Genomic DNA, 12,908 nt, shown 5'->3' with positions numbered 1-12,908 from the left:
TCAGCCCTTCCTGATGGTCGGCAGGCCCAGCGGCTGGGCGGAGGCTGAATCAGGGGTGGCGGTGGCACAGCCTGGGCAGCAGTCGTCCTGTTCTTCGCCGGCGTCCGCCCGGTGCGGGACAGCACAGCAGGCGTCCCCGCGCCATGCGTTGATGCCTTCACGGACGGCGATGCCCGCGATGACAAGTGCCGCGCCGGCATCGGCCCACCACCAGCCCAGGGTGCTGTTGAGGACCAGGCCCACCAGCAGCACAGCGGAGAGGTACGTGCACAGCAGCGTCTGCTTGGAGTCCGCCACGGCCGTCCTGGACCCGAGTTCGCGACCGGCCCGGCGCTGCGCCCAGGACAGGACGGGCATGATGACCAGGCTCAGCGCCGCGATCACGATGCCCGGCGCCGAGTGCTGCGCTTCCCCGCCACCGGCGAGGGACCGGATGGAATCCGCGGCCACGAACGCGGCCAGGGCGAAGAAGGAGACGGCAATAATCCGCAGCGTGAGGTGTTCACGCCGCTCCGGATCCTTGGCGGAGAACTGCCAGGACAGTGCCAGCGCGGACGCTACTTCGATTACGGAGTCCAGGCCGAAGCCGACCAGGGCGGCTGAATCGGCTGCGCCGCCGGCCCACAGCGCCGCGATGGCCTCGATGACGTTGTACGTGATGGTGGCGGCCGCGAACAGCCTGATCCGCCGGCTCAGTACCCGCCGACGCCCCGTGCCGGGCATGCTGGGGGCGGTCATGCCAGGCACCCTCCATCAGGCGCGCAGCAGGCAGGATCCACTGCAAGGACGACGCTCAGCAGGTCCCTGATGGCGTGTCCGATCCGCGCATCCGCCAGCTCATAGCGGCTCCGCCGCCCATCCGGTACAGCAACCACCAGGCCGCAGCCGCGCAGGCAGGTCAGGTGGTTGGACATGCTTTGCCGCGATACGGCAAGGCTGTCTGCCAGGTCCGACGGATAGGACGGCGCCTCCGCAAGAGCCAGCAGCACGCGGGCGCGGGTGGGGTCCGATACCGCGTAGCCGAAGCGGGCCAGCACCGGGGCGTGGGTAAGGGTCTGCATGCTTCCAAAGTACAGCTGCGACTGTATTCAGGCAAAGCTGGATCCTGCGAGATGACAGTTAAGGGCAGTCCCGGTCGTTGGGATTGCCCCTAACTGTCATCTCGCGTGCTGTTACCCCAGCGGGTTGGCCGACTGGCACTTTTGGTCGCTGCCGGTCTGTGCCACCACGCTTCCGGAAGAGTCGGCGGACGACGGCGGGGCAGCGGGTTTGCTGCCTGAGGCAAAGTCGGTGCCGGCGTACAGTTGCACGCCCTGGATGTTGGCAACCTGCTGGACGCTGCTGGCCGGCAGGCCGAACAGCGCGGCAACGTCAGCAGCGACATCCTCGAATCCGGCCGAGTAGTACACCATAGTCTGGCCCTGCGCCTGGGCCGGCAACTGGGTGAGTTTGGTGAACCCGGCGTCGGACAGCAGCCCGGCGATCGCCTTGCTGCGGCCCGTAACCCCGGTGCCGTTGGCGATGGAGACCGGCTGCAGCGACTTGTCATAGGCAGGCGCCGCGGGCGCCGCCGGCGTCTCGGGTGCTGCCGGGGCAGGCTGGCTCAGGTCCGGGCTGTTGCGCAGCGCCTTGAAGAAGTTGGACGCGGCGGGTTCATCCAGGGCCAGCCGGTTGGGGTCCTGCGGCGAGGGAACCGTAGGTGTGGTGATGAAATTGATGTTGGCCGGATCGATGTTCTTCAGCCGGTTGGCGATGGTCAGTAGGGAAGGGACCGAGGCCAGACCGGAATCCACCGTCAGGTTCTTGGTGATGGTGTCGGCGATGGTCAGCACTTTTTGCGGGTTGCCAAGGGTTCCCTCGGACTTGAGCTTGCGGCTGAGTGAGGCGAGGAAGCCCTGCTGCGCCTGGATGCGGCCCAGGTCCCCGCCGTTCGCGAACGCGTGCCGGGTCCGAAGGAAGGCCAGCGCCTGGTCGCCCTGCACCTGGGAGGTTCCGGCCGGCAGGTTCAGGTGCGAATCGGGATCGTTGACGGCTTCGGTCACGCAGACCTCCACGCCGCCTACCGCATTGGACAGCTCCTTGACGGCGTTGAAGTCCGCCATCATAAAGTGGTCCACCTCAAGGCCCGTCAGCTTGTTTACCGTATCCACGGCGCAGCCGATTCCGGCCTGGGCCATGGCGCTGTTGATCATGGCGCTCTTTTGCTCGGGATACGTCTGGTTGGTCTTGGAATCCGTGCACGCCGGAACATCGACCAGCAAGTCGCGCGGGAAGCTGACGACGTTGACGTGCTTGTTGTCCGCGGAGATGTCCAGCAGCATCATCACGTCAGACTGGCCGTAGCCGGAGGACTGGTCCGCGGTGCCGTACTGGCTGTTGCTGCCGCTCCGCGTGTCCGAGCCCAGCACCAGGATCTGCAGCCTGTCTGTGCTGTCATTCACGGCACCTTCGGTGCGCTCCCCGCCCGCGGACAGCTGCGAGGTGCTGATGTTGGACTGAAGGCGCCAGGCCCAGTAGCCGCCGAAGGCCAGGACGCCCAGAAGCAGGACAGACACCACTGCCGTGAGTGCCTTGACCCAGCGCGGGGCACGGCCAAGAGGCCGGCTGTGGCGCGAACTGGCGGCGTACAGCTCACCTTGCCCAGGGTAGGCAAGGGGGCTGGAGCTTTCCTGTTCCGGGCCGGGAGATTTTCTGGAACCGAACACGACAAAAGGACCTTCGGAAGGGGACAGGTTTCCGCTACCTTACAGGCCGAAGCTGGCAATTCGCCTAGAACCCTTGACTTGCCGGGTGTCCCCGCGGTCTCCAGTGCGGGGTGGGCGTACTCTTTCTTCTCGGCGGTACCCGCCCGGGCCATGGGCCCGGCCCTGTGGGAAAACCCCGGGTATGCAGGCTGAGGAACGGACAGATGAGTACAGGACAAAAGCAGCGTGTAATGCGTCCTCCTGCCCGGCGCAGGCTGGGCAAACTGGCGGTGTGGCTGGAGGATGACTCGCCGGGCCGCCTGCGGCCGCTGATCCTGGCGGTTGTACTCACGCTCTCTGCGATCGGACTCGTGGAGGTGGCATCGGCGTCGTCCGTGGAATCCGTGGCGGCAGGAAACAATCCGTACGATCTACCCCTGAAGCAGGCCATGTGGACCGTGGCCGGCGTGGTGCTCATGCTGGTGCTGGCGCGGATGCCCGTGCGGCGGATCCGGTGGCTGGGCTGGCCGATGCTGATCGGTTCCCTGTTTGCCCTGGTGCTGGTGTTCACGCCGCTGGGCATGACCGTGAACGGCAACCGGAACTGGATCAGCGTGGGTGGTTTCACCGCGCAGCCGTCCGAATTCGCCAAGCTCTCGCTGATTGTGTGGGGAGCCTGGATCCTGGACCGCAAGCAGGCCCTGCTGGGGCAGTGGAAGCACGCGGTCATGCCGCTGGCACCGGCCGGCGCACTGATTATGGGCATCGTGGCGCTGGGGCACGACCTGGGCACCACGTTGATCATCATGATGATCCTGGCCGCCACCATGTTTTACGGCGGCGTCCGGATGAAGGTGTTCTCCGTGGCCGGGCTCATCTGCGTGGCGGCAGCCCTGGTGCTTGCGGCCACCAGCGGCAACAGGATGGGCCGGATCTCCTCCTGGCTGGGCATGGGGTCCGACGAGGACGCGCAGGGCATGGGCTACCAGGCGCAGCACGGCGCCTACGCCCTGGCTTCGGGCAGCTGGTTCGGCGTGGGCCTGGGGCAGAGCCGGCAGAAGTGGAACTGGATCCCGGAAGCCCACAACGACTTCATCTTCTCCATCCTGGGGGAGGAACTCGGCCTTGCCGGAACGCTGCTGGTACTGGGCCTGTTCGCCACCCTGGCCATCGCCGTGTTCAAGACCATCGCCCGGACCACGGATACGTTCTCGCGGATCGTGGCCTGCAGCGTGATCACCTGGATCCTTGGGCAGGCGGTGATCAACATTTCCATGGTGAGCGGGCTGCTGCCCGTGATTGGTGTGCCGCTGCCGTTCATCTCCTACGGCGGGTCGGCGATGGTGTCCTCCCTGGCGGGAATCGGGGTGATCCTGGCGGTGACGCGTCCGGAAGGTACTGTTCCTCCCGCCGGCCGCGCCACCCGCCTGGGCCGGGCCCTCCGGCGCGGTGCCGGATCCAAGCGCGCTGCCCCTGAACGCTCCGGGTCAACCCGGGTTGGGTCTGACCGTGCCGGGTCGAATGGTTCGGTGAAGCAGGCCCGGGAGCATGCGCACCAACGGTAGCGCCGGGGGGACCCTTCCCGCAGCGCCCATGACCCCCATCCGCTTCATCGTGGCTTTCGGGATTGTCAGTGCGCTGATGGACATGGTGTACGAGGGCGCGCGCAGCGTCACCGGGCCGTTTCTTGGTGCGCTGGGGGCATCGGCGCTCCTGATCAGTGTGGTCACCGGCGCCGGCGAGGCGGCGGCCCTGGTCCTCCGCCTGGTGTTCGGGCGCCTGGCTGACCGGCCCGCGCTGCGGTGGGCGCTCGCCATCAGTGGTTATGCCCTGACCGCGGTCTCCGTGCCCCTGCTCGGAATCACCGACGCACTCTGGATTGCCTGCCTGCTGGTCCTGGCCGAGCGTCTGGGCAAGGCCGTGAGGAGCCCGGCGAAGGACACCATGCTCGCGGAGGCCGGTTCCGCGCTGGGCAGGGGAAAAGCGTTCGCGCTGCATGAGGCGCTGGACCAGGTGGGCGCGTTGGTGGGGCCGCTGCTGGTGGGGATGGCCCTGGCGCTTTCCGGCAACTACGGGCCCGGCTTCCTGCTGCTGGCTGTGCCCGGGCTTGCGGCCATGCTGGTCTTGTTCTGGCTGAAACGCAGGGTTCCCGATCCTGCCGTTTACGAGCTCGCCGCTCTGCAGCCTAAGACACTGCAGCCTAATGCCCTGGAGCCGGCCGGTATGGAACCGGCTGCGGCGGAACCTCTTGATCGGGCGCGCCTTGACGTGGAACCCGGGGAAGCCACCACAGTTCCGGGCGGCACTGCCGGAATGCCGCGCCAGTACTGGCTCTATGCCGCCTTCAGCAGCCTGACGATGTTCGGCTACGCCACGTTCGGGCTGCTCTCATTCCACGTGGTGGCCACCGGGCTCCTGCCGCCGGCGCTGGTCCCGGTGCTCTACGCCGCGGCCATGGCGGTGGACGCCGTGGCAGCCCTGATCTCTGGCTGGCTTTTTGACCGGGCGGGGCTGCGGGTCCTCCTGGTCCTGCCGGTGCTGGCCGCCGCAGTCCCGTGGCTGGGATTCAGCAACAACACAGCGCTCGCGGTGGCAGGGGTGCTGGTGTGGGGAGCTGCAATGGGCGTGCAGGAAAGCACAATGCGCGCCGGCGTGGCGGGGCTCGCTCCTGCAGCCCGGCGGGGGAGTGCCTACGGAATGTTCACCGCCTGCTACGGCCTGGCGTGGCTGGCCGGCAGCTTCCTGATCGGCCTGCTTTACGAACAGTCGATCTTCGCGCTTGCCGCCACCGTCACGGTGGTGCAGGCAGCCGCTTTGGTGATTTTCGCCGTCGTCCGTCCTTCCAGAACGGGGGAGTAGCTACTTAGGCGACCGCCCCCGCAGCTTCCGGGCACTCGGCGCAGCGGACGTCCGCAACCAGGGAGCCGGCGTCGTCCTTTTGGAAATGGGTGACGTGATTGGTGGTCCTGCCACACGTGGGGCAGAAGCTCTGGCTTTGTTTAGTCCACATGCATGAATAATACGGAACACTGTTATAAAGAGAAGATCACGGGTCAAAGTTTGTGGATCCCCGCAGATTTCCTTAACCGGATCTTGACCAAACCTGCTGGCGATCCTTCATGGAACGCTGAGTTTCGCCCCGTAGCTTGGGCCCATCAGGCATTTACAGGGAAGGAGCGCAGGACAATGACCATTACCGATTACTTCATGGCTCTTGGCGGCATGCTGGCTTCACTCGGGTGTGCAGGATTGGTGGCGGCAGGGGTTATCCGGGCACGGGCACGCCACTAGGGCCGCGGTCACCACGCCAAGCAACCAGGACCTTGTCGCAAGGGTTTGTACGCCAGGTTCTAGGCGATGGCCGGAGGCTCGAAGCGCGTGCCGGGCGCGCCGCTGGGCATGGCACGGAGGATGCTGTCCGCGACGCTGCGGACTTTGAGGTTGCGGTTCCGGGAGGTGCCGGCCAGCTTGCTGAAGGCCTCCGCGTAGGAGCAGCGGTTCTGCGCCATGAGTACGCCGCAGGCAACGTCGATGCTGGTCCTGCTCTCCAGGACCTGCTTCAGGTTATCGCCGGCACGGATGACTCCGTGGACGTCCAGTGCCAGCTTCAAGCTGTGCGATGCCACCTCGGCAAACCAGGCCGCCTCGTTGACAACCTTCGCGGTGAACCCGACGTTGGCCGGGGCCAGGAAAACCAAGGCGCCGGCTGAACCGGGCTTTAGATCCAGGGGAACGGCAAGGGCTGCACCGAAACCGCTGTCCGCCAAACGCCTGCGGTAGGCCTGCCAGCGCGCGCCGGCCTGGTTGATCACCGTTGGCGCAGCCAGTGCGGAACCTAACGCTGTGGGACCGTCCCCGTGCTCGTCCTCTGACGCTGCCAGGCCGGCCGCCACCGGTGAGCTTCCGGCGGAGGCAGGACAGGACCGCTGCCGGTGCAGCACTGCGGCGCACTCGATCGCCGCACCTGCCGCGGTACTGACCCAGTGGGCTGCGGCTTCGGCGAGGATCTGCAGGGACCTTTCCTCGCCGTCGGCACCTGTTACCAAGTCCAACAGGAACCCGTGCCGCCCGGGCCCCTTCTTGTTTGCCGGGCCAACTGCCACCGACGCACCCCCATTCGCTTACACCCACCAGCTACGGGTGCGGTGGGTTCATAGAAACCTATTGGGCTGGCGGGGCAGGGGCACGAGTAGCCGGTACTCTACTTTTCCGCCGGGGCTGCGAAGGTACTTGCCTGGCTTTTCATCGTTGGGAAGATGGAGCCCAACAAGTGGGCTACGATGTGTTTGTTAGACAGCCAAGCAAGTAGGATATCGAAGGAATTCGCATGAACCCGCATGGTGCAAGCGAAGGCCACTGGTACCCACTCGTGGAGGGCGCCCAGCCCAGAGCCGTTGACGTGATCAACGCCCTCCGGGAGTTCCGGACATCCGAAAGCGCAATGAGAAGGCGCACCCGTTCCTCCTTGGCAATGGGGGAGACCGACCTCCTGGCCCTGCGCTACCTGTTCGACGCGGAAGCTGCCGGCGTCGGAATCCGGCCCACAGAACTCGCCGCCCGCCTGGGGATCACCTCAGCGTCGATGACCAGCCTCGTCGACCGTTTGGTGGCCAGCGGCTACGTTACGCGCGAACCCCACCCCACCGACAGGCGCGCCGTGATTCTCCGGCCAACACCCGGAGCTGACGAAGAGGTGCGGCACAACCTCAACCAGATGCACAAGCGCATGCTGGAGGCCGCAGAATCACTGACTCCCGAGGAGATCAAGGCAGTAATGCACTTCCTGGAGCGCATGCGGGAAGCCGTGGACACCGTCAATGCCAAGCCTGGTGTTCCCAGGCGGTAGACAAGATTAGAATCCTAGTTAGACTAGCTACATACTTGTTTATCAATCGGATGGCGGATCAAATGACTGCAGTACTTGAACCACAGGCACCGGGACAATTGACCTTCACCGAGAATCGTGGCGAACGTCCGCAGGAGTCCGGGGTGCCCATCGTCCTGGACCACCCCACGGGACTGCCCGACTCTTCCTTTGCCCCGGCGCGCTCGGACCGTGGCCTGGATGACCCGGCCGCGCCGTTCCACTGCGGCGCCGCAATGAGGTCCACCCCGGTGCCCGTGCCGTCGTTGAGCTGGGCCTCCACGGAACTTGACTCCAGGGAGTGGACCTGCGCCTGCGGCTTCAGGATTGACGTAGGCATCACCGCCGATTCCATGGAGGCCGTGCGGCTGGAATCGGCCATGCTGGAAAGCCTGCAGTGGGAGATGGACGCAGCGCAGGAACGCTTCGAAAACGCGGTGCGGGCCGCTTCCCGTCTGGGCGCGGCCCCCGAGGCTCTTGGCAAAGCTGCCGGCCTCACCGCCGAGGAGCTGCAGGAAATCCTGGCCCGCGGCGTTCAACTGCTCTAAAGCCTGGCAAAAGATCGGTAAAAGCTCCGCGGGCCCCGAAGCGCAGCCATCCGTCTGTTCAGATGCAGCTGCGCTTCGGGTCGTTGGGAGCGGTGAAGCAAAATGGTGGCCGGCCGGCTCTGGCCCGAAAAGTGGGCGCGGCGAGCGGCCGGAGAGATTTATGCGGCCAGGCGAACTGCCCTGGGGCGCGGATGTCGGCGCTCGGCCAGCACGCTGATGGTGCACGGCGCCTGGTCCGGATCGATCTTCGCGGGCAGGTGCCGGGTTTCGGAGGCCGCATGGAGCATGTCCAACGCCTCCTCATCAACCAAGGCACTGGAGACGTCGAGCTCCAGGTCCAGGCCTCCCCTGAGGGAGTTGGCACGCTTTGCCACTACGTAGAGCGCGTTGACGCTGTGGATGGTGATATGCCCCTTTGCAATCACCTGGGCCTTGCTGTGGTCCAGATCCACCCGGACTACGATGTTCAGCTTAGAGTTCAAGTTGTAAAGCCTTCCCCGGCATTGGCTGCGACGCTGCAGCTTCTTGCATGGCCTGTTTGCTTAAGCCTCAACTAGATTAGGCAACCAATGTGACGAGCGCAACACAGTGACGTTTATTACACCGCAAGCAGTTTGCTATCACTTTGAGGAGCACCCATGGGTACCGACCCCGCCGGCAAGCCTTCCGTCCTCTTTGTCTGCGTCCACAACGCGGGCCGGTCCCAGATGGCGGCCGCTTTCCTGGCCTCCCTGTCCCGGGGAACGGTGGAGGTGCGTTCTGCGGGCTCCCAGCCCGCGGAGAAGGTGAACCCGGCCGCGGTGGAGGCCATGGCTGAGGTGGGAATCGACCTCTCCGCGGAGGTCCCGAAGATGCTTACCGCCGAGGCAGTGAAAGAATCGGACGTGGTGATCACCATGGGATGCGGTGACGAGTGTCCGGTTTTCCCGGGGAAGCGTTACGAGGACTGGGAGCTGGAGGATCCGGCCGGGAAGGGCGTTGACTCCGTTCGTCCGATCCGTGATGAGATCAAGGCACGCATCGAAAAACTGATCACCGAACTCCTGCCCGCGCAGCACGCGGACGCCCAGTAGTACAGCCACCGAAGGACAAGCAATGAGCAAAGAACAGCTGATCATCATCGGCTCCGGCCCCTCCGGCTACACCGCCGCCATCTACGCCGCCCGCGCCGGCCTGAACCCCCTGGTCCTGGCCGGATCCGTCACCGCCGGCGGCGCGCTGATGAACACCACTGAGGTGGAAAACTTCCCCGGCTTCCCCGGTGGCGTCCAGGGCCCGGAGCTGATGGACGGGCTGCAGCAGCAGGCGGAAAAATTCGGCGCGCGCATTGAGTACGACGACGCCACGTCCGTTGACCTCAAAGGTCCGGTCAAACGCGTGGTCACCGGCGGCGGGGAGACTTACGAGGCAAAGGCCGTCATCCTGGCCACCGGTTCCGCCTATAAGGAGCTCGGTCTGCCGGAGGAGAAGAAGTTCAGCGGCCACGGTGTTTCGTGGTGCGCCACCTGCGACGGGTTCTTCTTCCGTGAACAAGACATCATCGTGGTGGGCGGCGGCGACTCCGCCATGGAGGAAGCAACCTTCCTGACCCGCTTCGGCAAGTCCGTGACCGTCGTCGTGCGCAAGGGCGAACTCCGCGCCTCCCGCATCATGGCCCAGCGCGCCAAGGACAACCCCAAGATCAGCTTTGCCTGGAACTCAGCCGTCACGGCCATCCACGGCGACGGCAAGGTCACCGGCGTTACCCTTACGGACACCCGCACCGGGGAAACCCGGCAGCAGGACGCCACCGGCATCTTCGTGGCCATCGGCCACCTGCCGCGCACGGACCTCGTGGCCGGCCAGGTGGACCTGGACGAGGAAGGCTACATCAAGGTGGACTCGCCCACCACGTGCACCAACCTGCCCGGCGTCTTTGCCTGCGGTGACGCCGTGGACCACCGCTACCGCCAAGCCATCACCGCCGCCGGTACCGGCTGCGCCGCGGCCCTGGACGCGGAGCGCTTCCTCGCGGCGCTGGAGGACGCCGCCAGCATCGCCACCGCGCTGGTGGAGGAACCGACGCACAGCTAAGTTGTGGATTGGACGGGAAGGCTCCCTGGGTCAGACGACTTCGGGGAGCCTTCCCGTTAATACTGATACGGGAGCGGCCGACCAGCGCTCGCGTTCCGGCTCGTAGGAGACCACCATGGACACGTCGCTGCCGCGAGCCTCGTCGATGGCCAGCAGCAGGGCGTCCTCCATGTGCCTGGCGTATTCCAGCCGCTCGGGCAGGGAACCCTGCAGGCCGCCGTCGTCAATCAGCACGTGGCTCTTGCCGTCCACGATGACCTTCAATGAATACCCGCGGTCCTCCTGCCGGGACCCGCGGGTGGATGTAATCTCGGTGACTCGATCGGCCCGGACCAGCCCGTTGCCCAGCGTGCGGATCCACACTTCACCCATGAAATGACCTCCCCTTGGCTGTGGGCGCAGACCACCAGCGCCCCATACGGCGAACAGTACTCCGTCCCGGCATTTTTGTGACCCCTGCACTTTTCCGGGGTCTGCTGGGCGGAATATGACATGTCCTTTTCAGCTTCGTCAGTTATGGTGGGTGCCGCTCGCCCGCCGGTGCGCAGACCTGATATTGGGAGGAATGCATGTGGTCAAAGCTTGATACGTATCTTTATCCGCTGCAGCCCTCCGCGGAGTGTCCATCCGGGACCTTCAAAGTGCATGTCCCTTCCGGGAAAATGGAGTGGTCAGAGGGCATGTACGGCATCCACGGGCTCAAACAGGGTGAGGTGGTACCCACCTTCGAACTGTTCATGGCCCACAAGCACCCGCTGGACCGGGAGGCCGTGCTCGCACTCTGGGCGGATCTTTTGAAGGGCGGCGGCCAGGGGGCCCTGCTGCACCGGATCATTGACGTCCGCGGCAAGGAACGGCGCGTTTTTTCCGCCCTCCAGGCCGTTGCTGAGCCGTCCGGGCAGGTGGACTACGTCCGCGGCTTCATGGTGGACGTGACCCAGAGCCTGCGCATCGAATCCCAGCACGCGGCCGAGGACGCCATCGAGGGAGCCTACGGCCATAAGGCCCTGATCGAACAGGCCAAGGGCATTGTCATGGCGTTGCAGGGAGTGGACGGCCCTGCCGCATTCCAGGTCCTGGCCACCAGAAGCCAGCACGCCAACACCAAGCTGCACATCGTGGCCGAAGAACTGGTGAACGCGGCAGCGAATGGCAAGGCCGCCGAAGTCCTGGCCGGTTACTGACCTCCGCTGGCCCATCACCTGCTGGTTGACCCGCCGTTCCAGGGGCGGCTGGGACCTTCGGCACTTCCCGCTGCCTTCCCCAGGCGGGAACCTGATGTCACGTCCGCTCGCCCCCCAGCCCCATTTCCCGCATCGATTGCTGAGTAACTGCCGTTTTGGACGCTGAGAACGACAAGTACGGGGCAATCGATTCCAGGGCAGGAGTGGTCCGGGCAATGGAGCGGACGCGGGACCGGAGCACCAGGGAGGGGCGCGGCATGGCGGCTTGGACTACAACCAGCCGAAGCAGCAACGTTGGCTCCGCCGTGATCAACGCCCTGCTGCTCTGGGGGATCAACATCTGGCCGGGCTGGCAGGTGGTGCCTTTCCTCACCGGCGACATGACCCGTGTCCTTGGCCTTATCAACGCATCCCTGGTCGCGGGCATCATCGTGAACCTGGTCTGCGCGGTGATTCATGCCCGGGCACTCCTTTCGCTGGGGAACATCGTGGTCATGGGCATCGGGGTGGCGGCCATGCTGCGGATGTGGGAAGTCTTCCCCTTCGATTTCGGCACCAGCTGGTCCGGCTGGCCGGTGGTGGTGCGGGTGTTCCTGGTGCTGGGCATCGTGGGATCGATCATCGGCGCCATTGTCGAGGTGGTGAACTTCTTCCGGGCCCTGGCCGGGTTCGAGCCGCGCGCCCGTTGAACCCGCCCCCGGTGAAACCTCAGTCGAAGTGCGTAATGACGCTGGGATCTTTGCCCACCGACGCCACCAGCAGGGCCGCCACATCCCGAAGCTTGCGGTTGCGGGTGTTGGAGGCGCTCCGCAGGACCTTGATGGCGGTGTCCTGGTTGCAGTTGTTCTGGGCCATGATGATTCCCGTTGCCAGGTCGATGATGGTCCGCGACTCCAGTGCTGCGGCCAGGTTGTCCCGGTCCTCTGCCAGTTGGGCCAGGCGCACGGCCAGGCGAAGCGCCTTGGACGCCTGGCCTGCGTGCACCTCCGCCCTGCGGATCGATTCGTCGCTGAACGCGTGCGTTTGGGCCGCATAAAGGTTCAGCGCGGCACTCGCTTCCCCCTCCAGCGGCAGCGGAACGGAGAGGATGGAGCGGATGCCTTCGTCCCAGGCCGTGGCGCAGTAATGGGGCCACCGGGTCTCCTCATGCAGCGTGGGGATATAGACGGTGTCCAGGTCCCGCAGAGCGGTCAGGCACGGCCCATCGCCGTAGGCATACTGCAACTCATCCATGGCCTTGACCCGGGGATGGCTGGTGGCGACCGTGGCAGGTTTCTTCTTCCGCACCATGGTGACGCCGCAGAGCAGCCTGCTGTGGACGGAAAGCGCTGCGGCGGAGAGGGTCACGAGTTCATGGAGGAGCTCCGCCATGTCCGGCGTCTTCAGGACAAGGTCCTGCAGACGCTCCACGATCCCTTCATCACGCGGAGTTCCGTGCATTCCCGCCATGTGGCATCACCCCGATGTGCTGCTTAGGGAGATTCTAGGGTGCAGGGCGGCGGGGGAAGCCCCTGCCGGACCCCCCTTTCCAATGCAGGGGGAGCACAACGGACGG

15 protein-coding genes are annotated in these 12,908 nt (G+C 65.5%); 8 read left to right on the top strand and 7 right to left on the bottom strand.

The features are described from left to right. From ACFO0G_RS03630 to ACFO0G_RS03620, 3 genes are all read right to left on the bottom strand, one after another. Complete coding sequence (locus tag ACFO0G_RS03630) at positions 1 to 738, bottom strand: cation efflux transmembrane domain-containing protein (RefSeq protein WP_376976448.1); 738 nt, start codon at positions 736 to 738, stop codon at positions 1 to 3. Then, entirely contained in the window at positions 735 to 1,061 is a 327-nt protein-coding gene (locus ACFO0G_RS03625; RefSeq protein WP_376976447.1) for an ArsR/SmtB family transcription factor, read from the bottom strand. The genes ACFO0G_RS03630 and ACFO0G_RS03625 overlap by 4 nt, the downstream gene beginning before the upstream one ends. Before the next feature lie 111 nt (positions 1,062 to 1,172). Next, positions 1,173 to 2,705 (bottom strand): LCP family protein, encoded by a 1,533-nt coding sequence (locus ACFO0G_RS03620; RefSeq protein ID WP_376976446.1) that lies wholly within the window; start codon positions 2,703 to 2,705, stop codon positions 1,173 to 1,175. A gap of 230 nt (positions 2,706 to 2,935) precedes the next feature. Between ACFO0G_RS03620 and ftsW the strand changes: the two genes are divergently transcribed. Together ftsW and ACFO0G_RS03610 are read left to right on the top strand one after the other, a co-directional pair. Continuing rightward, entirely contained in the window at positions 2,936 to 4,249 is a 1,314-nt protein-coding gene (gene ftsW / locus ACFO0G_RS03615; protein WP_376976445.1) for a putative lipid II flippase FtsW, read from the top strand. Further along, a complete protein-coding gene (locus ACFO0G_RS03610) occupies positions 4,233 to 5,543 on the top strand; it encodes an MFS transporter (RefSeq protein WP_376976444.1) in 1,311 nt (436 codons plus the stop codon). Before ftsW ends, ACFO0G_RS03610 begins: the two co-directional genes overlap by 17 nt. A gap of 491 nt (positions 5,544 to 6,034) precedes the next feature. On the opposite strand, the gene ACFO0G_RS03605 is transcribed toward ACFO0G_RS03610, so the two are convergent. Beyond that, positions 6,035 to 6,736, bottom strand: coding sequence for an ANTAR domain-containing protein (locus ACFO0G_RS03605; protein WP_376976443.1), 702 nt, complete (start codon positions 6,734 to 6,736; stop codon positions 6,035 to 6,037). A gap of 275 nt (positions 6,737 to 7,011) precedes the next feature. Here ACFO0G_RS03605 and ACFO0G_RS03600 point away from each other — a divergent pair, with 275 nt between their 5' ends. Together ACFO0G_RS03600 and ACFO0G_RS03595 are read left to right on the top strand one after the other, a co-directional pair. Next, positions 7,012 to 7,530 carry a MarR family winged helix-turn-helix transcriptional regulator gene (locus ACFO0G_RS03600; protein WP_376976442.1) on the top strand — a complete coding sequence of 173 codons (519 nt, stop codon included), beginning with the start codon at positions 7,012 to 7,014 and terminating at the stop codon, positions 7,528 to 7,530. Positions 7,531 to 7,592: 62 nt separating this feature from the next. Next, positions 7,593 to 8,096 (top strand): hypothetical protein, encoded by a 504-nt coding sequence (locus ACFO0G_RS03595; RefSeq protein WP_376976441.1) that lies wholly within the window; start codon positions 7,593 to 7,595, stop codon positions 8,094 to 8,096. 158 nt (positions 8,097 to 8,254) lie between these two features. Here the strand turns inward: ACFO0G_RS03595 and ACFO0G_RS03590 are convergent, their stop codons facing one another. After that, positions 8,255 to 8,578, bottom strand: a complete 324-nt coding sequence (locus tag ACFO0G_RS03590; protein ID WP_376976440.1) for a hypothetical protein — start codon at positions 8,576 to 8,578, stop codon at positions 8,255 to 8,257. A 156-nt stretch (positions 8,579 to 8,734) separates the two neighbouring features. On the opposite strand from ACFO0G_RS03590, the gene ACFO0G_RS03585 reads away from it, so the two are divergent. Both ACFO0G_RS03585 and trxB read left to right on the top strand, forming a co-directional pair. After that, positions 8,735 to 9,169 carry an arsenate reductase ArsC gene (locus tag ACFO0G_RS03585; protein WP_376976439.1) on the top strand — a complete coding sequence of 145 codons (435 nt, stop codon included), beginning with the start codon at positions 8,735 to 8,737 and terminating at the stop codon, positions 9,167 to 9,169. Positions 9,170 to 9,191: 22 nt separating this feature from the next. Then, complete coding sequence (gene trxB, locus ACFO0G_RS03580) at positions 9,192 to 10,169, top strand: thioredoxin-disulfide reductase (protein ID WP_142132929.1); 978 nt, start codon at positions 9,192 to 9,194, stop codon at positions 10,167 to 10,169. Positions 10,170 to 10,199: 30 nt separating this feature from the next. On the opposite strand, the gene ACFO0G_RS03575 is transcribed toward trxB, so the two are convergent. Then, on the bottom strand, positions 10,200 to 10,541 hold the full coding sequence (locus ACFO0G_RS03575) for a hypothetical protein (protein ID WP_286398504.1): 342 nt from the start codon (positions 10,539 to 10,541) through the stop codon (positions 10,200 to 10,202). Between the two features lie 290 nt (positions 10,542 to 10,831). Here ACFO0G_RS03575 and ACFO0G_RS03570 point away from each other — a divergent pair, with 290 nt between their 5' ends. Both ACFO0G_RS03570 and ACFO0G_RS03565 read left to right on the top strand, forming a co-directional pair. Beyond that, entirely contained in the window at positions 10,832 to 11,353 is a 522-nt protein-coding gene (locus ACFO0G_RS03570) for a PAS and ANTAR domain-containing protein (RefSeq protein WP_376976438.1), read from the top strand. A 155-nt stretch (positions 11,354 to 11,508) separates the two neighbouring features. Next, positions 11,509 to 12,042: a hypothetical protein gene (locus tag ACFO0G_RS03565; protein ID WP_376976437.1), complete on the top strand. Its 534-nt coding sequence runs from the start codon at positions 11,509 to 11,511 to the stop codon at positions 12,040 to 12,042. Between the two features lie 19 nt (positions 12,043 to 12,061). Here ACFO0G_RS03565 and ACFO0G_RS03560 read toward each other — a convergent pair whose 3' ends face one another. Then, the gene (locus ACFO0G_RS03560; protein WP_376976436.1) at positions 12,062 to 12,802 is read right to left on the bottom strand and encodes an ANTAR domain-containing protein; all 741 of its coding nucleotides are present in this window, start codon (positions 12,800 to 12,802) and stop codon (positions 12,062 to 12,064) included. Positions 12,803 to 12,908: the final 106 nt, after the last annotated feature.

It is taken from the genome of Arthrobacter sedimenti, from assembly GCF_042652025.1.
In the GTDB taxonomy this organism is placed as follows: Bacteria; Actinomycetota; Actinomycetes; order Actinomycetales; family Micrococcaceae; genus Arthrobacter; species Arthrobacter sedimenti.
The sequence above is the reverse complement of the archived record's forward strand: the minus strand, read 5'-3'. Positions and strand labels throughout refer to the sequence as shown.